Genomic DNA, 22,065 nt, shown 5'->3' on the forward strand with positions numbered 1-22,065 from the left:
GTTATTAGTATTATAATATATATCTGTATTCTCATTAAGATATCCGTTCAGTCCTTATTATTTACATAACCCCTATAGTATCGAGTTAGAATATCATCGCTTGGTGCAAAATAACAGTCGTAATGTTGGAATAATACAAACATTAGCAATAATCTTTCTGCTTCCATTTTTTCTTTTGCATCCATAAATACCATTTTTTCATAATCGTTATAACTCAATACAATTTGTAATTTACCATCTCCACAAATTCGTTTCTTCCTATCTTCAGCAGGTCCTCTGGTACAAAAACTCAAAATGCAGACAATAATGAATAATATTGTATTTTTCATCTACAACCTCCAAATGCACTTCTTAATGTTGATATGGGCGCGTCGATTCCCCCTAAAAGAAAGCTACCTCCCAAACCTACCAGGCTATCGATAGGTTGCTGAAACGCCTTTCCGGTAGAAACCCCATTTAAAAATCCAACGGCATAGTTCATGTCTGCTCGAAAATGTTGACACGAACTTCCGGAAAACATTTTTGCAGGTACTTCTCTATCATGCCCGATAGCCAAACTATCTGAAAATGACTTTGCTCTTGGAGCCAACAATTTAGTAATAGAAATAAAACCTAAAAATTGTTCATCTGTTATAGGATCATCTTTGAAGATGGATTGATTTAATAATTTAATTCCAAAATAAAATGGTATAATGTTCTTAATTCTTTTTGCGTTATTCCTTATATTAAATTTTGCAAAGTTATCTCTGTTTCCATCACCAGTATAATTGTGACCAAATAATACCCCTTTTGGACCTTGACCCATGTATTTCCCAAGAAAATACATGGCTAAGAACTTCTGAGCCGTTATATTCGAATTAGATAGGAGGTAAAGACCGGTATATGCTTCCATTTGCTCAAAGCGTTTTCTATTCCTCTCTGCTTTTCTATAACCAAAAATCGCTTTTGTTCCTAAGCCAATTGGAATCAAAAATCTATTCAAATTACCTAATGTTTTAATAGACAACTTCCAATGCCCATCCGGATCCGTATACATAACCGGGTTTCCTTCTACATACATGTAGAGGTTCATGCCAAAGGTTGATTCGGGTTGCATTACGGTATCCGGTTGGATGAAGCGACCGATGGCGGGGTCGTAGTAACGGGACTTATAATAGTAGAGTCCTGTTTCCGGGTCTTCTTCCTGTCCCGTGTATTTGTAGCGGAAAATGTCCGGGCCGCTGGAGTTTGTGCGATTGACTTCACCGTAGGGCTTGTAGGTGATATAGCTTTTCCCGGTGTCTATGTCCACACCGCTCACCATGTTCCCACTGGCATCTGTTACCATGCTCACAGAACCAAGGTGGTCGGGGTGGAAAAAATACATCCCCATTGCCGGTGTGCCGGGAGCTGAACCACTATTTCCTCCTCCACCGGTATTTGTCGGCGGGTTTGTTTGATTCCCTGTTGGAGGCAGAGGAGAAGTTGTGTTTGTATTTGTGGAAGTTCCGGAGGGTTTCTGTCCACAGCCCTCAAAAGTTATCTGGTATAGGGTGCAATCTTCTTTGGTTTCTCCTGTATTACCATTCACTGGAGTCGATGGACTTGATGGGCTTGCCGGGTTATTGTTATTCGGTTCCGAGACAGAAGGAGTATCTTCTGAGATTACATTATCCTGCTTATTGGTATAAGATGCAAGTAACCAGAAGGGAGGAGCTTTCTTTCCTGTCAAAGCCTGCGGCAAGCAGTTTATAAAACCAACGCAAAAAACTAAGCAGATAATGTGTATTCTATTCATGGATTCTCTACTTTATCTTCTTGTAAATCAGGCCTAAAAGAACGACCATACTCAATTGCAAAAAAACAAGAGCACTTAAAAGGCTCATAGTAATCTTACTGTTTTTATATGAAGACTCACTTTTTTTAAGTTCATCCTCTGTTTTGTTTAAGGTTAAATTTTCTTCAGGGAGCTTTAAATCATCAGGATTATTGACATTCAATGCAACTGGTTTACTACTACCCTTCCCCTGAAGTTTTTTTTTAATTTCAATATATTTTGCCTGCACAATACTATTTTGTGGGAAGCTCTTTATAATTTTCTCGTAAAGAGATAGAGCCTTTTCATATTTTCCTTCCTGGTAATATTTTTCAGCTTCAGCTACATTCAATTCCGTCTGGTAATAAATCAAAGTAGGATTAGTTTTATCTACCTTTAAAGCTAAATCTAATTCCTGTTTTGCCTTACCAATCTGTCCCGAGTTAAGCAAGTCCTTGATGTATCTGTATTTACTCGTATCCTGTGCATATAAGAACAAAGTGCTAAAAACAAAAAATATACTGAATTCTTGTATTATCTTTTTCATAAATTATCTATCTATAATCACAGCCTTATGTCCAAACCTGGGAGCTGGCATTGTCCCCACTAAAACCCAGCTTGTATTGGAAGGGTCTGATAAACTAAGTGAGTAAACTTCCGAATTCGGGACATTAACCGGGTTTGCCCCACCGAAAAAATACAGATTTCTTTGTAGATATGAAATTTCCATTGCGGAAGCAAATCTTGCGACAGGCAAGGATTGACCGGAGTTCACCACATTTGTAGAAGGTGGAGTATAATAAAACTCAAAACTATTAGAAGCAAGAATACTGCCGGGAGGCTGAGCTGTATTACCCAGAGTGCTTCCACCCGCAACAAACATAGCCGGCAAATCAGAAGGATATGGGTCTGTTTTATAGGGCCTGTAACAGGCAGAAGCTGCACCAAATCTGGGCTGATTGAAATTTGCTTCTGAAACCTGACTTGTAGAATTGGATGCAGGATTATATGCCTCGCTTGTAAATTGCGGATTTCCACTTGCATCTCTTCCAAGGTTAAAGAATAGGCTTCCATTAGAAGAACAGCCGGAAAGATCAATTCTTGAAGGAATTGTATTCTGAGAAGTCAGACTAAACCAGGTTCCACTACTTCCTATATCTGGATCTAATTTATATACAACATTGGGAATTGCGGAAGCACTCGATGCGGTTACGCTCCCACCTAAAACATAAATGCCGCTATCAGAAGCAAAAGCCAAAGCTCCCTGAATAGCGGAAGGCATAGATGCAAGGGTTCTCCATGTTCCATTCACAGGGTCATATTCTTCACTAAGGCCGGTAGTATTTCCCCCAACAAGACCTCCCAGAACATATATTTTTCCATTATAAGATGTAATAGCCGAGTGTGTTCTTGCTGTTGGAATACTGGTTATATTCGAATACCAGGTATTGGAATTTGGATCAAATACATCAACCTGAGACATTGGAACTAAGCCATTTCCAATACCACCTAATATCCAGATAGAACGCTTTAAGGTGCTTTCAGAAATTAGGGTTGATATTGTATCAATTGAAAAAACAGGAATTTTTATTGTAGGTACAGGTAAAATTGCAGAAGATAAAATACTACCAATACTCGGTATACCTGGCATAGATGGTGGAGGACTATTTTCTGTTTTCAAGGTAACAAAACTTTGTTTATAAGAGGTTTGCAGGGATATATTTCTACAAAAAGCAATAAAGCTATATCTCTGCCCTGAATCGAGATTGCTTAGTATCAACTCATGGTGTTTTGATTTAACAGGAAGATAATGGATTTCGTTACAATCATCTCCTTTTCCATATAATAAAATTCCTTCTGATTCAGAACTACATCCCCAAATTATTTTAGAACTATTATAACCAATATTATCCGTGTAAACATAGGTCATTTCCAATTGACTGGCTGCATTTCCCTTTTGTAGCGGAGACTTGCTACAATATAGAATAGAAATAATATGTATAAAAAACATCAGTCTTTTCATATCCGATAAGCTATCAAAAACTCAAGGCCTCCATTTGCGAAATGAAGTGAGTTTTCATGGATATAAGTTACTTTCAATCCAAGTCGGAGTAATACATTATCAAAAAATGTTGACTGTAAACCGGATGATGCATATACAAGAGGGTTTAAGCCTTCAATATCATTATTTTCCTTTTTATACTTAACATAAGAGCCTCCCCCTCCAAGATTTATATACACATTATAATCTTTATAGAGGTTAAATAGTTTATTCACATATAAAACTGTTTCAAAAAATTGAAAACCTTTCGGTGCACTTGTGTTATATACCAAAAAAAATCCGGGTCTTAAAGAGTAGAACGCAAAAGCCGGCTCAAATAAAATTCCTGCTCCATAACGAATTGGAAATTTTTTACTTACGGGAGATGTGTTGTAACCGGATTCTGAAAAAAAACCAAGGTTGTTTTTTAGATTTTCACCAGGGTTATCAAGATATTCATCAGGTAATTCAGGTTTGTCTGTTGAGTTTAATAATTCTTTTATTTTTTTCTTTTCAATAGAAAGGTATCCAAGGCTCGAAAGAATAGTAACTTTATCGGGTGCGTTCTCTACTATAGTCCCTTGTATTTCAGAGCCATCATCTAATAAAAGTTTAGAAAGTTTTCTCGAATCATGAATTCCTGACTTAGCCCTATCAATAGTCAGAATATGTTTTTTGGGAATACTATAAAGTTTTCCCTTCCATCTGATGTGTATTTCTTCAGCTTCTTCTGAAATGACATCTACAACATACATTTCACCCTGCTTCAGTAGTATTTCAGCAGGATACAGGGTTGAAATACAAAGGAAGAACAATAATAAAATATAATATCTGTATTTATCTACATATAGTTCAATTCCAAGCATTATAACCCCAGTGATAATGAATATAAAAAGGATATAATCTTAATGGATAAAGACCTAATACCCTGCTACAATGAAGTACAAATATTAAGTGACACAAATAGTGCAAGTTATTTATTTTTTTTGAATAAAGTATAAATAAGTAGACATCTTTTGTATACATTTTCAGTTATTGAGATTAAGGAGATTACAATGAAGAAAATATTAAATTTCTTACTGCTAATAGTTTTGTTCATTTCATTAATGGGCAATTGTAAAAAGGATGATAACAAAGACGATGAAAACATGGTTCTATTACTTCTTTTACTGGCTCAACAGCAGTCTGCTGCCGCTGCTGCTACAAATTCTTTAGTAGCCACACAGCCTGCTGCCGGTTCTACCGCATATGGAACCTGTGAGATTACAAGTGGTGGTACACCTGCATGTGTTTATAACTACCTGGAAGGCTCATGTTACCTTCTAAAATCAAATGCAGGTTATTCTGTAAACTGGTATGCTGGTAAAACTGATTCAAGTGCCTGTACTACATTAGGTTATACAAACACTTGTAAATCCACTACTCTTAGCGGAATTACTTATACGCAGTGCTTTAAAAATGTGAAAGAATCCAAGCAAGAAGAAGTTTCTCGTGCTATTCGGAGTGTAAATTGATCTTAGAAACTTTCGCATTTTTATAGAGATGTTAGCGAACCAACGTTGGTTCGCTAAAAAAAAACTATTTTCACCACATATTTGTAAACAGTTTACATACAAACCCAGTAAACTTTCAACTTCATTCAAACTGTTTTTTCAATTCGTTAAAAATCGCAAACATCTAATATTGTTTTTTGCAAGAATCGCAAAACTAAAAGTTAGATTTTACCGAAAATCGCAAAGTTCTAATGTTTTTTTTTGCAAAAATCGCAAATTAATTTATCCGTTTTCGCAAAATTCGCAAAATTTTAAATCCATATCGCAAACATCTAATATTCTGTTGTTAAGTGAAAACTTTTAAAATTCATGTTCCAAAGCGGCATTAGGAGAAAATTTTTTCATCTCCAAAAAGGAAACTTTGCATGAATTTTACATCGAAACAGGCTATAGGAGCATTTTAACTGTTTTTGTTCCCAAATACTTTCATTCGCAAATTATTCGCAAAAGTTTTAGGTGAAAAAAAGGGGTGTTTTACCCTTCACCGGACATTTGCACGCAAATATTTCGCAAATTATTCGTAAAATGGATGCAAAATCTTCGCAAATTTGCGTGTAAACTTGCAAAATTTTTGCATCCTGCGATTGCTGAAGTTTTTTCTTCTTTAACTTCCGGACCTCAGCTTATGGATTTTTATCCTTCAGCTCGGTCTATATCACTTTTAAAATATTTCAATTCCCGGATAAATCCCATTCAATAGACTTCAAACATCTACAAACCCCGAAAAAATGCCTCTCAAAACCGACAGGAAGCCCGTAGAGGCAATGTATAATTGAATTAATGCACCACAATCAATTTCAAACGCAATACAGATGATTTTTAAATTCATGGATGCTCTTATTACGGATTACTCAAAAAAACAGATTAGCGGTTTCACGGAGGAAGAAAAAACTCAATTTTACTCATGGGTGCTGAATTTTACTCCCGTTTACTGGAATCAGGAAAGTTCTTATCCCGAAAACAAGCTATCATAAAATCTCATTTATAGAAATCCGCAAGTTCCAAGTATTGTATCCAGGAGAGGTTAAAGAATGCCAAAAGTAAATGTCCAGGGAAACCAGATTTCAATCATATCCATCGACAAGCAGGATTATATTTCAATCACAGACATGCTGAAAGCCAAGGATGGTGATTTCTTCATCTCCGATTGGCTTAGAAATAGAAATACTGTAGAATTCTTAGGAATATGGGAGAAGGTTTTTAACCCGAACTTTAATTACGGCGAATACGCCATAATTAGAAGTCAGGCTGGTTTGAATAATTATAAAATCAGCGTGAAAGAATGGACAAAGAAAACAAATGCAATAGGACTCGTCGCCAAAACGGGTAGATATGGTGGAACTTATGCTCATAAAGACATTGCTTTTGAATTTGGAATGTGGATAAGTCCTGAATTCAAAATTTATCTTATCAAAGAATTTCAAAGGCTTAAAGAAGCAGAAAAAGAAAAGCTGGGATGGGACATTAAAAGAAACCTTGCTGCTATCAATTACCATATACATACCGATGCTATTAAAAATAACCTGATACCCAAAAAACTTTCCGGAAAGGAAATTAGCTTTGTATACGCAAACGAAGCGGACCTTCTAAATATGGCTCTTTTCGGAACCACTGCAAAAGAATGGAGGGAAAGAAACCCGGATAAAACCGGGAATATCAGAGACTTTGCAAATGCCTCACAGCTCGTCTGTTTATCTAACCTCGAAAACCTGAATGCTCTCTTTATTAAAGATGGAATCTCTCAGAATGAACGGCTGAAGAAATTAAATGACATTGCTATTGAACAAATGCGAATCCTGATGAATGTGAAGTTCAAAGAACTGGAATAATTTATCTCACCTATTTTCCAATTTTACTGATTCCTTGCTGAATTTTACTCCCGTTTACTGGAATCTTACTGCCACTTTACCAGTATCTTACCAGTAAAATGCCAGTAAGATACTACCCTTTTACTCGGTAAATCCCGGTTTTACTGGTAAATTTACCGAAATTTTACCGGTGAGTTTACCAAAATTTTACCGGTAAAATGGAAAGCAAAGGAGAATTCTTATCCCGAAAACAAGATTATATATCAATTACGGATATTGCAAAAGTTAAGATAGAAATAGAACCCTAACTTTAATTCCATCGAATTCGATGGGTTGCGAACATTTTTCATGACCTTTATTTTCCATTCTCCAACTTCTTTATCTTTTCTACAGATTTTTCAAAATCGATTTCAACCCTGGACTTGTAAGATATCTCTTTCTTTCTATATTTCTCATACTCAGAAAACGCTTTTTTAAGAGCCATATCATGAGACACTTTTCCTGCATGAGTCAAAATTTCTCTGTCGCTAATCTTTAAGAAATCATCTAACTTTTGTAGCCAGTCTTTCATATACATTACTCTTCTATTCTTCGCCTGCAATTCAGCAAAATCTAAGAACAGAGACACAATCAAATTTAGGGCTTCGATTTCTTCTTTTTTTAAATAGTTCTTGGCTACTCCCACGTCAGACTTTCTAATTTTTTTCCCTTCCCAGGAAGTTAGTCCCATGAATGCTTTATCTGAATCTGCTCTTGATTCTATTATTTCTGCTGCTGTGTGCTGGTGACTTGCCCAATGCATTTTGTTCTGTATCGTAGAAAAGAACTTTTGTGAAATTTCTTCACTTGAACTATAGTCTACGCTCGTAGCATAAATATCTAAAACCTTTCTCCAAAAAACTTTTTCGGAAGAACGAATATCCCGAATCCGAGAAATTAGCTCGTCGAAATAATTTCCTCCTCCACCACGTTTAAGCCTTTCATCATCCATTGCAAAACCTTTGATGATATACTCTTTTAAACGATTAGTAGCCCAAATTCGGAATTGAGTTCCCCTATGAGATTTTACCCGATAGCCTACAGAAATAATTACATCAAGATTGTAATAATCAATAGTTCTCTCAACATCACGCTCGCCTTCTTTTTGAACTGTTGCTAAATTTGCAACAGTTGCACTTTTTTCAAGCTCACCTTCTGTAAATATATTTTTTATATGCCTTGAGATTACAGACTTGTCTCTTCCAAAAAGCTCAACCATCTGAGCAATAGATAGCCAGGCTGTTTCTTCAGAAAATTGAACTTCTACTTTTGTTTCTCCGTCTTCAGTCTGATATATAATTATCTCGGAATTATTTGCTTCCATTCAACCCTACTCTTTTCTTTCATTTTTAAAAGTCAATCGGGAGTTTTTCTTAAATTGAAAGCACATAAGCGTTTTTTACTTATATTTTATACTCACGGCATAGTGGTTTTCGGATTGAGTAATAATAGAAGCTCACTATAGGTTATATAAATGAAGAATTCAGACCTTTTACCATATATTCATCCGAAATGCACTTTTCCTTTAGTATAGAAATAAGGATAGTCTACGAAAAAAAAGCAATATTTTTTAAAAAAATAACTTGACATATTCGTTATTTATGTCTATTGTATCTATAACTCATTTGAATACATCTATTTAGATATTTATGCGTAATTTCAAAGCATAATATAAAACCTAACAATGTATTTAATTGAAATATGAAAAATTTAATTTCAAAAAAGGAAAACAAGACCATGTTAAAAAAAAATATATCAATATTAATCTTTGTGCTTCTTTCTATAGGTTTATCGTTTTGTAGCAACATAGAAAAAGAAAAGAATGATAAAATGTTAGCTATTGAAAGCATTATAGCAGTGGAAAATGTCAACACAGAAGATAACACTGAGTTCCAGAAACAAGCCTCTTTATCTGCTTCTGAAGAACTAAAGTTAGTTATCAAGAAAAGTCAGGATCGACTTACTTCTAACGAACTATACAGAGATCAAAATATCACCTTAACCGATACAGACATTAATAATGTAACTAATATTATGGTGGATATGAACCAATTAAATGATATTTCTGTAAATACTAACGACATTGTTCAGCCATTTGAATTAACAAAAGATGACCTCAGTGCTTTGAAAATTGCTTCGACAATGAGCTTAAAGCAGATAAATACTTTAGCGACAACAGCTTGTGTTGTTTCTGAAAATACTCAAACTAGGAGCACTATATCTATGTATTCAGATTGCTATAATCACTACCAAAATGCTGTAGCAGCTGCAAATAGAGGTGATGTATGGAGTTGGTTATATAATGTTATTTATTTGATAACACACTGTGCAGGTTTATGATAGGATTACTATATGAAAATATTAAAATATACAATTCCTTTCATACTTTTGTTTCTGATGCAGTGTTATAATGGTAAGCAAGTTGATGATACTCTGAAGTATTTTTGTTCAGCTAATTTTTTGAATGCACAGACACAGAAAGACAAAGATTTTATACTTCTTTCATGTGTAAACTATTTTTTGGACAGGCAAAGATTAAATGATTCAAAAAAAATAAAGTAAAAAGCACTGGTATTCCCAAGATCTTGTGATTCCACTTCCAAACAAGCTCTTGGGTAGTAATTTAACCATTACATCGTAGCTGGTACCTAAAGACACAGCTCACCCGCAGTTTTTTTCGTTCTGTTCTTGTTGTAAGAAAAACCCCGGTTTCTATTCTCTGTAAGGGTAGAAAAGATTCTCCTGTTCTGGAATTTCTTCCTTTATTTCTTCAGAATGTAAAAAACTGTCACCGTGAACGTTTTCTTTATAAGGATTTTTCTTGTACTCACGGTTACACATATTTACAATGCTTACCGGAAGAAGATTTTTAATTCTTGAAAAATCAATCCTATAGAGTTTTCCGCTACTTCTTGTCTGCCCTACCCTTTCCAGTTTAATCCCGTATCTTGCGAGAAAATCAGAAAGCAGTGTAGTCCATGCCGGTGTAAAGGACTGCTTGATTTTCATTACCCATGAGTGAATGAGTGTTTTAATTTCAGTTTCTAATTTCCTGTAAGAACGCAGGGCGATTTCTTCAGGAGATGTAGATAGGATTTGTAATTTCAGTTTCTCTGCATAGAGCAGGAGTTTCTCCTGGTATTCGCATTTTTAAGTCCTCACATTTTTTCTTTGCCTTTTCCCAACCCATTGCACCCTGATAGTCGCTTAAACTAACTTTCTTAGTATCTTTGCGGTTATCGCTACTACACCCGACAATAGTAAATATAATTGTCAATAAGATAAAATTCAGTATTTTCATAACATCCTCTATTGCTAATAATATAAAATACAAGCTATCTTGTCAATAAAAATTGAATAAATACATTTAGAATTCCGGATGAATTGACATGCTAAAGTTTTGAGTATAACTAAAAGATAGTTTAAGAAATAGTTATAAAACAAGCAGGATTACTCCGGTAAAAATGAAACCTATACCTGCTTAAATCGGTTATAGGAAAACTCAGGAGCTATCTTTATTCAATATATAAATAAGAACCGGTGGGGTATATTAAGTTCTGTTTATTCTTTACCAAAAGGGGTTTTATATAGAAGATGTATTTGAGGAGATGATCGAGAATGTCTATTCCAAAGAAAGGTTCCAGAAAAATTATAGTAAACAATATAGAGTTCAGGTGGCGAGTTAGACATAAACCTACTTACCTTCAAGGAGCTTTTGGGCATATTGCGACCGCTGCTATTGAGTTATTTGAACATCCGGTTTCAGTATTGTTAGTAAAATTTCCATTCGCTCGCTGTGACAATTGGCTGGGAATAAGTTCTTTGGCAATTACTCCTGCTCTGCTTGAAAGGGTAATCAATAAAGCTATAGAAGAAGGATGGAAATCTACTTCCTCGGAAAAATATTTCTTGAATATTATGGATGATTTTATTGAAAATAAAGATAAGCATTAGTATCATTTTTCATATTGATGGAGATATGGAATTTTAAAATAATGCTGGATAATGAATATGAAAGATATATTTTTACTTTTTATAAAGTTGTATATATTCATTAATATATTTCTTATTTTATCTGATGAAATCTTACTAAAAGACTATGTTCCTCCTTGCAACTTGGATACTGTAGCTTTAAAACTCAAAAAAGACTCTTTAGAGTTATCTATGCATTTAGAAAGATATCATGCTGCTTATGGACATTACCCTTCTGAAAAGCAGGGCTTAAGAGCCCTCATCGAAATACCAAAATTCGACAAAATTCCTGAGAATTATAAACCCATGATTAAAAATCGATCTGCTATCCTTGATCCCTGGGGAACACCTTACATTCTAAAATTTAAAACTAATTCAGATGATTTTATGATAGTAACATTAGGAAAAAATAAAATTCCAGGAGGAAAAGGGAAAAATATGGATTTTAATATTTTAAAAGGTATTCCAAAAGCCTACTATACTCTTGAGAGGTCAAAACAGTTTTTTAATATTGTATTTTTTCCTTTTCTATTACTTTCCAAGATACAGGATGATTAATTAAATTATTACTCATCCATACATTATCGTTCTTTAAAATACTAATCAGTGGTTTGATTTCGACTATCAAATCCAGAACCTTTGAGGCTATACTGGAAGAAATTTTTCCAAGTTCAAAAAGTTTCACTATAGCTACTTTCCGTATTTCATATTCAAATTATTCCTCGCTTAATTTCAGATTCTCAGCAAGGGAAAAAGGAAAACTTACTTATAGGGTTTGCATATCCACAATCCTCAGGTAAATTATCTGACCCTTTTACTAAAATTACAAGCACTTTTCTTCCGGGAATTGCCCTCTCCTTTACCGGCTTAATTGCCACCGGTAAAATTGAAACCTATATCCGCTTAAACCGGTTACAGGAAAACTCAGGAGCTATCTTTATTCATTATATAGGGCTTAACATATATTTTCGCTGCATTATTCCAAACTTTAGTTTATATTTTTTCCAGAAAAATTTATTACATTAAGTGTATATTACTTTTATGGAGCATTAGGTTTTCAGTATAATGAATTTGGAAAAGAAGTTAAGGCTTTCTTATTTAGTATTATAGAGACAAAATAAACAAAGCTATTGAGATTACCAGGGCAATCAAGACTATAACTGTTTTTTTTGTTTTAGATAATTTGGCCATAATTCTATCCATCCTATATTTCTTCTTTCCTGCTTGACAGAAAAGTATAAGTGCAAGAATATTTTTCTTGAGATGAGCTACCAGACAATCGCAATAGAAATCACAGCTAAATGTAGGAATTGTAATAATCCGATTGCTTTAAATGCCTGTGTGAATGAGTTTCACTGTTCTCATTGCAGAGGGGTTTTTACCATTACTGAAAAACAATGGATGCTTATCATAGACGAAATGAAAGATGCAGGGTTTAAACTTGTGCCAAATGCAGAGTTACGAACTACAGTTCATAATGATTCAACAGGCACTTTACGAATTATCATTAAAAAAATAAACCCTATTTGCCCCGGATGTAAAAAACCTATTCGCATAAACAATATAGATACTGAAATTCCAAAGATTCGCTGTACAAATTGTTCAGAAGAAATTTCACAGAGAAAGGCAGATGCCTATTTTCAGAAAGCAGAACTCGTAAACTTTATTGCTGAAGACAATCTCCAGATAAGGGAATCTATAAACTCCTATTTTTCAGAAACTCCAAACTTATCCTGTGTGAATTGCGGAGTTAATATAAAAGTAGATGGTAAGGAAAGACTTTGTATCTGCCAATATTGTAATACACAAAATATTATCCCGGATACTATTTGGTACAAGCTACATCCCTCAGAAAAAGTCAATACCTGGTATGCAAGTTTTACTACAAATTTCAACAGGGAAAAAAGAGAGTTCACCTTTGGTGGCACCTATGCCCTTACAGTTGATGAGGAGGACATACTCTATTGTGTGGGCTCTCCTCCTGATAACGATATTGCACTATGGGCGATGACACCCAAATGTGAACTTAAATGGATGAAACTCTTACCTGATAATTACGATTGCAAGGGTGTAGAATTAACTTCAGAAGGAAATCTTCTCGTGTGGAGTGACAATGAGCATTCAGCTATGCTATTTAATAAAAATACAGGAGAGTTTATAAAGCATTTAGGAGGTAAAGAACCGGAGGGAAGCAAAATTCATATGCTCGATCTGGAAAGATGCGAATCCCTGGCAACAGATCCGGCAGGCTCTATTGTGGCATTTTTATACGGAAGAATTTTACGTTTTTCTAATTATGGAAAAGGAATTGCTACCTGGCCACCTCATGGCTTTTTTTTCCGAAAAGAAAGACTTAGCTCCATCTATAAAGAGGGAGAAGATAAAAATAAGTCTAATCTGGTTTATTATGCACGCCAGGCCTCTTTTGTATATCCACAGAAATTATCTAATTACTCCAGGGTATATTCCAGCTTTGTACAACACACTTCCATTCACATTTCCCGTGACAGTTCTTTAATTGTATATGCACCTCATCTTTTAGATTCCAGGAGATGTTTTATCGGTGGAGCCCATATTACAAAGTTTAACAAAGAAGGCCGAATCGTTTTTAAGTTAGAATTGAAAGCTAAAACTTTAGAAACCTTTGCTCCCCGTACAGATGCAGAAGAAAATATTTATATAGCTATTGATGATATTGATGAAACAGAAAATAGACGCCATAAACTTTTTAGAATAAAAGCCGATGGCAGCGAAATCCAAATGATAAAATCCGGAAGAATGGGAATTTCTTCTATTGGAAAAATGGCAGTTAATGCTATGGGAACTATATATATGCTTTCCGAAGACGGAGGCCTTAGAATTTTCTCTAAAAGTGGTGATTTAATATGGAGAAATAAACAGGCCCAATATGAAGATAATCTCGAATAACATTCTTATACATGGATATTTCACCTAATAATCATTAAAAAACTTTTCTGATTCAAATAAAATCCCGTAAATACTGACACTTTCTCTTATTTCATTTACCTTTATATACAGAGGTAATTGAAATGAGAAAGCTCCTTTTACTTCTCTTTCTCTTCTCGTTTATTTGGGCTGAAGAAAAATTTCATAATGTCCTTATTTTAGAGCCGGATAATGCTTTAGAGTTGGCATTGAGAAGACAAATGTATTTGAAATTCATTCGGGAAAAGAAAGAGATTAACCAACAATATATCAAAGAAAAATGGATGGACTATCTTCCCAGTCTGGGTATTTCCTATAGCCGACAGAAGTATATCCTGAAAGAAAATGAAGACATTATTTATAATGAATTGCGTTTGAATGCAGAACAACTTATTTACGATGGTGGAAGAAGAAATACTGAACTTGAACTGGCCAAATTAAATTTATCCTTAAGTAAAGAAGAATATAGAAATGAGCTGAATAGGAGCACCTATGAATTTAAAAATGCTTATCAAACTGTACTGGCTTCTCAAATTAAAACAAGACTCTACTATAAATCTTATATTCGATCTCTAAAAGAACTCAAATGGATTGAAAAAGAACTTGGGGAGGGATTTCTAACCGAAAGTGACAAACTCTATTCAGAAAGCCGTTTAAAAGAAGTAGAGCTTTACCTCCAAAAGGCAAAAAACGAATACAGCTCATCCCTGAGGGAATTAAAAAGACAACTTGGTATAATTGCAAAAGAAAAAGTATTACTGTCTGATAACTTACTAATAGACTATATCCTTCGAAAACCTCCTTTAAGCTATCAGGATTTTAAATCTACAATTACTCAAAATGCCGGCTTAAAAGCAAAAAAAGAATTACTCCAGGCCCGCATCGCTCAAAGGGAGAAGTCAATGCAGGATAAATTTTATCTTCCCAATATAAGTTTAGGAGCTTACCTCGGAAAAACTTCTGAAACTTTTCCCTTAAACAAAACAAACTGGGGTGTTTACTTCAAACTGGCCTTTCCATTCGGAGGTAATCCCGGATTTAGTTCTAATTCTTCACTGAATAGTCGTTCTAATAATAGCCCTGATACAGGAGTGAATGTAAAGAGTCGGAATATCAATTCTTTACAGCAATCAGATCTACAAGTACCCAATCATTACTCGATTAGAAGAAAACAAATGGAGAGCCATTTGAATTTTAGAAAAAGCGTTTATTCTTACAATTCTAAACTTTTGAATATTGAACAGGGGATAGAAGAAAACCTTGGCCTTTTAAATGAACACTGGAATTCAATCCGACTATCTATGAAAACTATTGAAGTAAAACATAAACTCTTAGGAATACAGCAATTAGCCTTGCAGGTAGGTTCCGGTAAGCGTCTCGATGTTTTAAATTCAGAGCTTGATCTGATAAAAGCAGAAGACTTTCTTTTTGAAAGTTTACTTTCTTACTTCCGTGTTGCCAATCATTTAATTTTTATTACAGGTGATAATACTTTATCGACTACATTTTACTCTTATGAAAAAGGAAAAGGAAGCATGAAAGATTTTTTATCAGGACTTGAAGATACAAGGACTAATCACTCTGAAAAAGAAGAAAGGAATACTATTTTAGATAATACAGACAAACTAATATTGGATGAGGTTACAATCGAATGAAAAATAGGTTAATTCTTTTCTTAGTTTTCTTATCTTCCTGTAATATTCTGGAAAATAAGTTAAAAGATTTAAGTGGAAATATGTTGAATCTTCTGGGCTACGGAGACAAAGAGAAGTTTCAGGTTCTTACAAGTTATCCTTCAGAATCGGGTTATGTAAATAGACAGGATACTATAAGTTTACAATTTAACAGGGAAATTAGTCCCCGTTCCTGCATGTCTGCATTTAACCTGCAACCGGCACTACCAGGCAACTTCACAGTGCAGCTAAATTCTCTTACTTTTAAGCCTTTTACTGAATTTGTTCCCGGACTTACTTATGTTTTAAGCCTTGGAAAATCCTGCGAAGATAAATCAGGGAATGATCTAAACGAAACATTTGTTCTAACTTTTCAGGTTGCAGGAGATACGAGTCTTCCGGAATTACTCACCATATCCACAAAAAGAGAACCTGAGTGCAATGATAATTCAGTTTATACACAGGTTTATCCAACAGAGGATAATAACATTCGAAAAGGACTCTGTAAAAATACTTCGTTTCGTTTTGCATTTAGCAAGAGCATGAATCCGGATAGTGTAGAACTCAGCTTGCAATTCCAACCGGCACTTACAGGTTCCTACGCCTGGTCAGAAAACAACCGAATGCTTGAATTTCAACCAGCTTTCGAATTACGAAATGCTATGAACTATTTCTTAGCTATTTCTAAAGAAGCGATGGACTCTATTAAAAATCCTTTAAAAGATAATATTCGATTTTCATTTCAGGTGGGAAGAGATATAAATCCTCCCGAAATTATCCTTCTTGATGGATACAAGAAAGATGGGCAATCCTGTAAGCCGGGCAAGTTATACTCGGAAACCGAAGCCCTCGGTCTATCTGATAAAATCGGTTTATGTTCTTCTCTTTATCCGAACTCAGATAATTCTCCAATCTATATTCACTTCAGCGAAAATATAGACAGCTCTTCTCTTGAATCTGCTTTTCAGATCCAACCCTTCATCAACGGAATCAAGCACTGGAAGAATTCACATCATCCTTCCTGTGGGAAAAGTGGAGACTGTTCGGAGAAAAGTTTACTCGTTTTTACTCCCTCCGTTCCCTGGGAACACGGCAAAACCTATGTCATTAGCCTGGATACTTCCTTGCAAGATACGGTCGGTAACTTTCTAAAAGATTCTTATACTACCCATTTCACTATAGGAACTGATTTTAAAAAGCCCAGGCTTCTAAGATGGGGAATGAGACTTAATTTGGGAAGCGGAGACTGTGAAAACTCGGATATAACATTTTTTGAACCCGATACAGAAGGAAAGATAATTCGCTTTATTCCCTGCAAAGGAAAATCAGCGCTTATCTTAGAATTTTCTGAAGATATAAATCCTTTACACTTCATTAAAAACTTAAAAATAAGTCCTGCTTTTTCCTTTCAGCATGAGTGGGGAAAAGCTTCACATTCAGACTGTGGCAGCACAGGTCATTGCGGAAACTATAGTCGAATACAAATAACTCCTCATGAAAATTATAGTAATGAAGAAATACAGATCCAGCTTTCAAATGCTTTATTAGACCCCGAAACAAACCCTGCCGAAACCGATTATAGTATTTATTTTGCTACAAGTCCGGACACGGAATCTCCCTTCCTTGATCTTGACAGAGGAGCCGTTTTTGCTGACTACGATACGGAATGTAAAGGATTAGCATTTACGAATATTTCAAACAACGAAAAAGGAATTTGTTCGCTTGCCGGAGGAATCAAATTTAAGTTCGTATTTACAGAAGCGATGGAAGAAAGCTCTGTCCTCAGAAGTTTTTCCATCCAACCGGCTGTTAAAGGAATTTTCAAAAAAGAAAGTGCCGATACTTTTAGCTTTTTTCCTACGGAATCTCTAGTTACATTTCAACAGTATAAATTGCAATTTTCTACAGAAGCAAAGGATTTATCCGGTAAAAATTTACGAGAGAATTTCAGCTTCAGTTTCATTACAGGAGATGGTACAGGCTCTATGGACGTTACAAATCCGAGTTTGATTTCTGTCAGAGCTGATGCAGAAAGAGACCCCGGAAGCTGTGATGGTAAAGCAGAAATGGACTTGCTATCTAATGATGCAGCAGATGATATATGCAGTTTTAATTTAAATGAGGTATTAAAAGGACCTATAATTACATTTCAATTCAGTGAAGAGATGAATAAAGACTCGGTTTTACAGGCTCTACACATTTCTCCTTCTGTATCCGGAAATATAAACTGGTTAAGTTCGAGTTCATTGGAGTATAGAATAGATAAACCTTTGCAACAGGGAATTGGCTATGAAATCGAACTTACGAAAGATGCAAAAGATATAAAAGGGAATCCGTTAAATCAGGATTTTTATAAACTTTTTCGAGTTTCTGAATACAAACTTTCTCCAAAAGTTATTTCTATTACCGGCAAAACCGCTTCTCTTTCTGACTGCAATAAGGATCTGTATACTTTAAAAACCCTTAATACTACTACACCTGTTTCCGGTTTCTGCACAAAGGAGAATCGTTCTTTTCTTTTTGACTTTTCTGAAGATATGGATAAGCTTTCTCTGGAATCCTATTTAAAACTTTCTCCATTCATTCCATTGAATTTTACCTGGATTTCAGCCCAAGAACTTGAAATAAAACCCGCAACGGAATTACAATACGGACAAATTTATTCCTTTCGTCTCTCTTCTGAAATTAAAGATATTCAGGGACAGTACATGAATCCTGCTGAATATTCTTTCATTGCGGGAGAATTAGACAGTACAAAACCCAATTTATCTTGTTCTAATTGCGGCTTATTTCTGGAACTGAATGAAGATGCAGACGGATGCTCCAACAGTGAAGCAGATGACATACAGGTAAAGGATAGTGCAATTGTAAATAAAGTATGCAGGACTCAAACCCTAAAACTGAATTTTAGCGAAGAAATTGATTTAAATTCCTTTACTTCTTCTTTCAGTGTTTCTCCCTATTTCTCCTTTTCAACTTATCAGGAAGGTACTTCTGTGTACATACGAGCCTTAAACCCTCTTGAAGAAAATACACAATTTGAGATACAGTTACAAAACTCTCTCAGGGATCTAAGCGGAAATACCCTGGATAAAGCCTACAGGTTTACATTTCAGACAGAACAAACTTCACCGGAAGTAATCGGTATCGGACTGGAAAGTCAAAGTAACTGCTCTGATATAAACTCTGAAGGAAGTCCTATCGGTGGAGACTGGTTTATGACAAATTGTTTTTGGAAAAGACCTTCCCCTATTCTCTCAGGTTCAAGCTATCTTTTTCACGGGGGAAATGCGGTATGTGGCACAGATAGTAAAAGTGATAATATTCGAATAATTTTTTCTAAGCCTATGAATATCCACAGCAGTATTAGTTCTATCAGCCTGAAACGTATTTCACCTCCTCAATCTTTTATCCAAAAAGCCAGTTGGAAATGGACAGATTCCAATCGTGTATTAACACTCAAATTTTCGGAAGATCTTGCAAGCTGTTCCGGAAATCAACCGGGTTCTTTTGATCTTTCTTTTAATCCTCAGGATAGTTTAACCGAATATCCATTTTATCTCCTTGAGATTGATAAAAGTGCTGAAGATGAAGAAGGAAACCGTCTCTATAAAACATTTTATTTTACAATGGAAGGAAATTAACATGAAGTTAGTATTTTCTACTATTCTTATTATCTTAAGTAATTGCAATTCTATAAATCCGTTTTATTCACCAGGAACTTTAAAGTCAAGTTATACCGGATCTAAAAAACCTCTACTTTTCATTTCTGAGTTTGAAAAAAGAAAAGAAGAAATTATATCAGGAGCAAGTCGCGATTTTCGAGACGGATTAGAATATCATCTGATTGAGAAGGGCTACCCTCTTTCTGAATATAAGGAAAGAAAAATACTCTTTCGGGAAGATGAAGTGAAAACTCCTCCTTACGAATACCTTCTAAGGGGTTCAATTTCTGAAAATAAGGAAGATTTACTCCTCGAAACAGAAGGAAGTGTAATCGTTTATTTAAAACTATATAATAAGAAAAATATGTTGGTAGGAGCCTTTCACTTCCATGCTTCTGAAGAAAGTCTTTTGGATGCAAGGTTCTTAAATACCGTTTGTGAACGCTTTGCTATAGAAATTGATGAATATATAGAAGGTCTAAAATGAAAATATTATATATCGTATTACTGTTTCTCTTATCGTTTTGTGGTACAGCTACTGTTGATTTGCATTCTAAAATGGAATTAGCAAAATCCTATATTACTGAGCATAAGTTAGAAGAAGCTATAAAAGTCTACAATTCCATTTTAATAGTGAATTCCCAATTTCGTCCGGCTTTAATTCATAAAGGTAAAGCTTTATTTTATCTGGGTAAATACGAAGAATCTAAAAGCACATTCTCTAAAGCCTACAAGTTAAATATTGCAGATTTATATGCTGCTTTTTGGATGTATAAAGCTGAATTTGCAGATGGTAAAGGAGATAAGGATCTCAAGAAGCATTTATATGCTTTAAGTGAATTAAATATATCTAATCTTGAACTACTTTATCAAAGAGCCAAGCTATCTGAAGAAGATGGTGGTGTTCAAGAAGCACTGGAAATGTATCAGAAAGCCCTTGATGAAGAACCACAATTAATCTTAATCTATCTTCGATTATATTCCCACTACAAGAAAGCAGGAATGAATATGAAAGCTTTAGAATTTTATGAGAAAGCAGTTCTTCTTTCAAAGAATTATCCATCTCTTTATAATAAAATAGTAGAGGTTAAAAATAAATTAAAATGAAGCTAATTGAACTAAGCATAAATAAATTGAATGAACTTCCTCTTCGAAAAAGAAGAATGGCTAAAGTATTTTATCTAAAAAGTCTTAAAAAGATAAAAAGAATAAATGTGAAAAGTATAATCCTTCTTGGAATTATATATATTCTATATACTAGCACTAGTAGTATGCCCTTTTATAAGAAGTATATCAACTCTTTTTTTTATAAAAATACAAGTACAAAAGATATAAGAAAAGTCAAGGTGAAGACTGAAGAAATAAATGCCAAAGAGCTTCGATATGAAGTTCAAACATACGGTAAAATACTACCCACAGAGAAAGTTGATATAAGTTCAAGGATCAGATCGTATATTACAAAAATATATGTAAAGGAAGGGGATGTTGTAAAAAAAGGACAAATCCTTGTAAGCCTCAATCCGAGTAGTCTTCAACTCGATTTAAAGAAAATGCAGGCCAAAAAAGAAAGCATGAAAGCCTCTCTGGCCTTATCTACAGCAAAATACGAAAAAGCTAAAAAACTGGCAGAAATCAAGTTATTGGAAATTGATAACAAGCTTGTTCACTTAAAAGAAGTTAAAGTCGAGTTGGATAAAACGAAAGGTACCTACCTGGCTAAAACAAGATTATTAAATGCCGGAGGAGTAAGCCGGGAAGAACATGCTACAGTGAAACTCCTCTTAGCTTCAATCGAAGCCAAATATATTCTTGCTAAGAACGATTTGGAAATGGCAAAAATTGGATACAGAAAGAAAGATCTACAGACAGAGAATAAAAATATAGAGGACTTTATCAGACTCAACACAGAAAGCGAAAAAGCTGAAGTTGAGTTAGCAAAAGCAAATCTTAAAATGACAGAAATTGAATGTCTGGCAATTATAGATTTACTGAAGGATGCGGAAATTTTATCTCCAATAGAAGCTGTAGTGGAGTCTATAAATAAAAATGTGGGTGAATTGCATGAGGGTTCCGGTAATGCCGGTAGGTCTGCTATTTTAAATCTTCTGGGTATACAGGAAGTTTATGCCTCAGTACCGGTAAGGGAAGCTGATCTCAAAGAATTCGGAAAGGAAGCTGAGCTGGTATTTAGTTTAGATGCTTATCCCGGTAAAACTTTCTCTTCGGATTTATCGATTATTAATCCGGTTGTAGATCCAAAAAATCATAGCTATGAAGTCAAGGCTCTAATTAAAAACTCAAAGCTTGAACTTCGCCCGGGGATGTTTCTCAGGGCCAGGCTCATTAGCAAACAAAAGTCAGCAAAAATTCTAATTCCTCAATCTGCATTAATTCCTTCTTCAGACAAAAGATTTTATGTTTATCTTATAAAGCATAAAACCGCATATAAACAATTTGTAACTAAAGGTAAGGAATATGGAAATTCTATTGAAATCATAGAGGGCTTAAAACCTAAAGATCTAATCGCTATAGATAATCTTAGCGAATTATCAGAAGGAATAGAAATAGAATAA

20 protein-coding genes are annotated in these 22,065 nt (G+C 34.7%); 12 read left to right on the forward strand and 8 right to left on the reverse strand.

Annotated features, from left to right (window positions below; genetic code table 11):
* Positions 1 to 47: 47 nt before the first annotated feature.
* Genes H7A25_11250 through H7A25_11270 form a run of 5 tightly spaced genes read right to left on the reverse strand, consistent with a single transcriptional unit; the run spans position 48 to position 4,702 of the window.
* A complete protein-coding gene (locus tag H7A25_11250; protein MCP5500472.1) occupies positions 48 to 329 on the reverse strand; it encodes a hypothetical protein in 282 nt (93 codons plus the stop codon).
* A complete protein-coding gene (locus H7A25_11255; protein MCP5500473.1) occupies positions 326 to 1,777 on the reverse strand; it encodes an RHS repeat-associated core domain-containing protein in 1,452 nt (483 codons plus the stop codon). Before H7A25_11255 ends, H7A25_11250 begins: the two co-directional genes overlap by 4 nt.
* 7 nt (positions 1,778 to 1,784) lie before the next feature.
* Complete coding sequence (locus H7A25_11260) at positions 1,785 to 2,342, reverse strand: hypothetical protein (GenBank protein MCP5500474.1); 558 nt, start codon at positions 2,340 to 2,342, stop codon at positions 1,785 to 1,787.
* Positions 2,343 to 2,345: 3 nt separating this feature from the next.
* Entirely contained in the window at positions 2,346 to 3,806 is a 1,461-nt protein-coding gene (locus H7A25_11265; protein MCP5500475.1) for a hypothetical protein, read from the reverse strand.
* An 8-nt stretch (positions 3,807 to 3,814) separates the two neighbouring features.
* Positions 3,815 to 4,702, reverse strand: coding sequence for a hypothetical protein (locus tag H7A25_11270; GenBank protein ID MCP5500476.1), 888 nt, complete (start codon positions 4,700 to 4,702; stop codon positions 3,815 to 3,817).
* 189 nt (positions 4,703 to 4,891) lie between these two features.
* Here H7A25_11270 and H7A25_11275 point away from each other — a divergent pair, with 189 nt between their 5' ends.
* On the forward strand, positions 4,892 to 5,350 hold the full coding sequence (locus H7A25_11275) for a hypothetical protein (protein ID MCP5500477.1): 459 nt from the start codon (positions 4,892 to 4,894) through the stop codon (positions 5,348 to 5,350).
* A gap of 1,070 nt (positions 5,351 to 6,420) precedes the next feature.
* Positions 6,421 to 7,218 (forward strand): KilA-N domain-containing protein, encoded by a 798-nt coding sequence (locus tag H7A25_11280; protein MCP5500478.1) that lies wholly within the window; start codon positions 6,421 to 6,423, stop codon positions 7,216 to 7,218.
* A 334-nt stretch (positions 7,219 to 7,552) separates the two neighbouring features.
* On the opposite strand, the gene H7A25_11285 is transcribed toward H7A25_11280, so the two are convergent.
* The gene (locus H7A25_11285) at positions 7,553 to 8,560 is read right to left on the reverse strand and encodes a virulence RhuM family protein (protein ID MCP5500479.1); all 1,008 of its coding nucleotides are present in this window, start codon (positions 8,558 to 8,560) and stop codon (positions 7,553 to 7,555) included.
* 377 nt (positions 8,561 to 8,937) lie between these two features.
* Between H7A25_11285 and H7A25_11290 the strand changes: the two genes are divergently transcribed.
* Entirely contained in the window at positions 8,938 to 9,576 is a 639-nt protein-coding gene (locus H7A25_11290) for a hypothetical protein (GenBank protein MCP5500480.1), read from the forward strand.
* A 12-nt stretch (positions 9,577 to 9,588) separates the two neighbouring features.
* On the forward strand, positions 9,589 to 9,798 hold the full coding sequence (locus tag H7A25_11295; protein ID MCP5500481.1) for a hypothetical protein: 210 nt from the start codon (positions 9,589 to 9,591) through the stop codon (positions 9,796 to 9,798).
* A 150-nt stretch (positions 9,799 to 9,948) separates the two neighbouring features.
* On the opposite strand, the gene H7A25_11300 is transcribed toward H7A25_11295, so the two are convergent.
* Both H7A25_11300 and H7A25_11305 read right to left on the reverse strand, forming a co-directional pair.
* Entirely contained in the window at positions 9,949 to 10,245 is a 297-nt protein-coding gene (locus H7A25_11300; GenBank protein MCP5500482.1) for a hypothetical protein, read from the reverse strand.
* A 67-nt stretch (positions 10,246 to 10,312) separates the two neighbouring features.
* Positions 10,313 to 10,537 (reverse strand): hypothetical protein, encoded by a 225-nt coding sequence (locus tag H7A25_11305; GenBank protein ID MCP5500483.1) that lies wholly within the window; start codon positions 10,535 to 10,537, stop codon positions 10,313 to 10,315.
* Between the two features lie 317 nt (positions 10,538 to 10,854).
* Between H7A25_11305 and H7A25_11310 the strand changes: the two genes are divergently transcribed.
* The 8 genes from H7A25_11310 to H7A25_11345 all read left to right on the forward strand — a co-directional run bounded on the left by H7A25_11310 (position 10,855) and on the right by H7A25_11345 (position 22,065).
* The gene (locus tag H7A25_11310) at positions 10,855 to 11,190 is read left to right on the forward strand and encodes a hypothetical protein (GenBank protein ID MCP5500484.1); all 336 of its coding nucleotides are present in this window, start codon (positions 10,855 to 10,857) and stop codon (positions 11,188 to 11,190) included.
* Positions 11,191 to 11,247: 57 nt separating this feature from the next.
* The gene (locus tag H7A25_11315; protein ID MCP5500485.1) at positions 11,248 to 11,766 is read left to right on the forward strand and encodes a type II secretion system protein GspG; all 519 of its coding nucleotides are present in this window, start codon (positions 11,248 to 11,250) and stop codon (positions 11,764 to 11,766) included.
* A gap of 705 nt (positions 11,767 to 12,471) precedes the next feature.
* Positions 12,472 to 14,136 carry a hypothetical protein gene (locus tag H7A25_11320; protein MCP5500486.1) on the forward strand — a complete coding sequence of 555 codons (1,665 nt, stop codon included), beginning with the start codon at positions 12,472 to 12,474 and terminating at the stop codon, positions 14,134 to 14,136.
* Between the two features lie 122 nt (positions 14,137 to 14,258).
* Positions 14,259 to 15,809, forward strand: a complete 1,551-nt coding sequence (locus H7A25_11325) for a TolC family protein (protein ID MCP5500487.1) — start codon at positions 14,259 to 14,261, stop codon at positions 15,807 to 15,809.
* Positions 15,806 to 19,471 carry an Ig-like domain-containing protein gene (locus tag H7A25_11330; GenBank protein MCP5500488.1) on the forward strand — a complete coding sequence of 1,222 codons (3,666 nt, stop codon included), beginning with the start codon at positions 15,806 to 15,808 and terminating at the stop codon, positions 19,469 to 19,471. Before H7A25_11325 ends, H7A25_11330 begins: the two co-directional genes overlap by 4 nt.
* 1 nt (position 19,472) lies before the next feature.
* Positions 19,473 to 19,979: a hypothetical protein gene (locus H7A25_11335; protein MCP5500489.1), complete on the forward strand. Its 507-nt coding sequence runs from the start codon at positions 19,473 to 19,475 to the stop codon at positions 19,977 to 19,979.
* Positions 19,976 to 20,599, forward strand: coding sequence for a tetratricopeptide repeat protein (locus tag H7A25_11340; protein MCP5500490.1), 624 nt, complete (start codon positions 19,976 to 19,978; stop codon positions 20,597 to 20,599). The genes H7A25_11335 and H7A25_11340 overlap by 4 nt, the downstream gene beginning before the upstream one ends.
* Positions 20,596 to 22,065: an efflux RND transporter periplasmic adaptor subunit gene (locus tag H7A25_11345; protein ID MCP5500491.1), complete on the forward strand. Its 1,470-nt coding sequence runs from the start codon at positions 20,596 to 20,598 to the stop codon at positions 22,063 to 22,065. Before H7A25_11340 ends, H7A25_11345 begins: the two co-directional genes overlap by 4 nt.

Source organism: Leptospiraceae bacterium (assembly GCA_024233835.1).
Lineage (GTDB): Bacteria > Spirochaetota > Leptospiria > Leptospirales > Leptospiraceae > JACKPC01.

Bases quoted from the DNA above. Each gene is read 5' to 3' on its own strand.
- H7A25_11250 (MCP5500472.1), bottom strand. From the start codon at position 329: ATGAAAAATACAATATTATTCATTATTGTCTGCATTTTGAGTTTTTGT.
- H7A25_11255 (MCP5500473.1), bottom strand. From the start codon at position 1,777: ATGAATAGAATACACATTATCTGCTTAGTTTTTTGCGTTGGTTTTATA.
- H7A25_11260 (MCP5500474.1), bottom strand. From the start codon at position 2,342: ATGAAAAAGATAATACAAGAATTCAGTATATTTTTTGTTTTTAGCACT.
- H7A25_11265 (MCP5500475.1), bottom strand. From the start codon at position 3,806: ATGTTTTTTATACATATTATTTCTATTCTATATTGTAGCAAGTCTCCG.
- H7A25_11270 (MCP5500476.1), bottom strand. From the start codon at position 4,702: ATGCTTGGAATTGAACTATATGTAGATAAATACAGATATTATATTTTA.
- H7A25_11275 (MCP5500477.1), top strand. From the start codon at position 4,892: ATGAAGAAAATATTAAATTTCTTACTGCTAATAGTTTTGTTCATTTCA.
- H7A25_11280 (MCP5500478.1), top strand. From the start codon at position 6,421: ATGCCAAAAGTAAATGTCCAGGGAAACCAGATTTCAATCATATCCATC.
- H7A25_11285 (MCP5500479.1), bottom strand. From the start codon at position 8,560: ATGGAAGCAAATAATTCCGAGATAATTATATATCAGACTGAAGACGGA.
- H7A25_11290 (MCP5500480.1), top strand. From the start codon at position 8,938: ATGAAAAATTTAATTTCAAAAAAGGAAAACAAGACCATGTTAAAAAAA.
- H7A25_11295 (MCP5500481.1), top strand. From the start codon at position 9,589: ATGAAAATATTAAAATATACAATTCCTTTCATACTTTTGTTTCTGATG.
- H7A25_11300 (MCP5500482.1), bottom strand. From the start codon at position 10,245: ATGAAAATCAAGCAGTCCTTTACACCGGCATGGACTACACTGCTTTCT.
- H7A25_11305 (MCP5500483.1), bottom strand. From the start codon at position 10,537: ATGAAAATACTGAATTTTATCTTATTGACAATTATATTTACTATTGTC.
- H7A25_11310 (MCP5500484.1), top strand. From the start codon at position 10,855: ATGTCTATTCCAAAGAAAGGTTCCAGAAAAATTATAGTAAACAATATA.
- H7A25_11315 (MCP5500485.1), top strand. From the start codon at position 11,248: ATGAAAGATATATTTTTACTTTTTATAAAGTTGTATATATTCATTAAT.
- H7A25_11320 (MCP5500486.1), top strand. From the start codon at position 12,472: ATGAGCTACCAGACAATCGCAATAGAAATCACAGCTAAATGTAGGAAT.
- H7A25_11325 (MCP5500487.1), top strand. From the start codon at position 14,259: ATGAGAAAGCTCCTTTTACTTCTCTTTCTCTTCTCGTTTATTTGGGCT.
- H7A25_11330 (MCP5500488.1), top strand. From the start codon at position 15,806: ATGAAAAATAGGTTAATTCTTTTCTTAGTTTTCTTATCTTCCTGTAAT.
- H7A25_11335 (MCP5500489.1), top strand. From the start codon at position 19,473: ATGAAGTTAGTATTTTCTACTATTCTTATTATCTTAAGTAATTGCAAT.
- H7A25_11340 (MCP5500490.1), top strand. From the start codon at position 19,976: ATGAAAATATTATATATCGTATTACTGTTTCTCTTATCGTTTTGTGGT.
- H7A25_11345 (MCP5500491.1), top strand. From the start codon at position 20,596: ATGAAGCTAATTGAACTAAGCATAAATAAATTGAATGAACTTCCTCTT.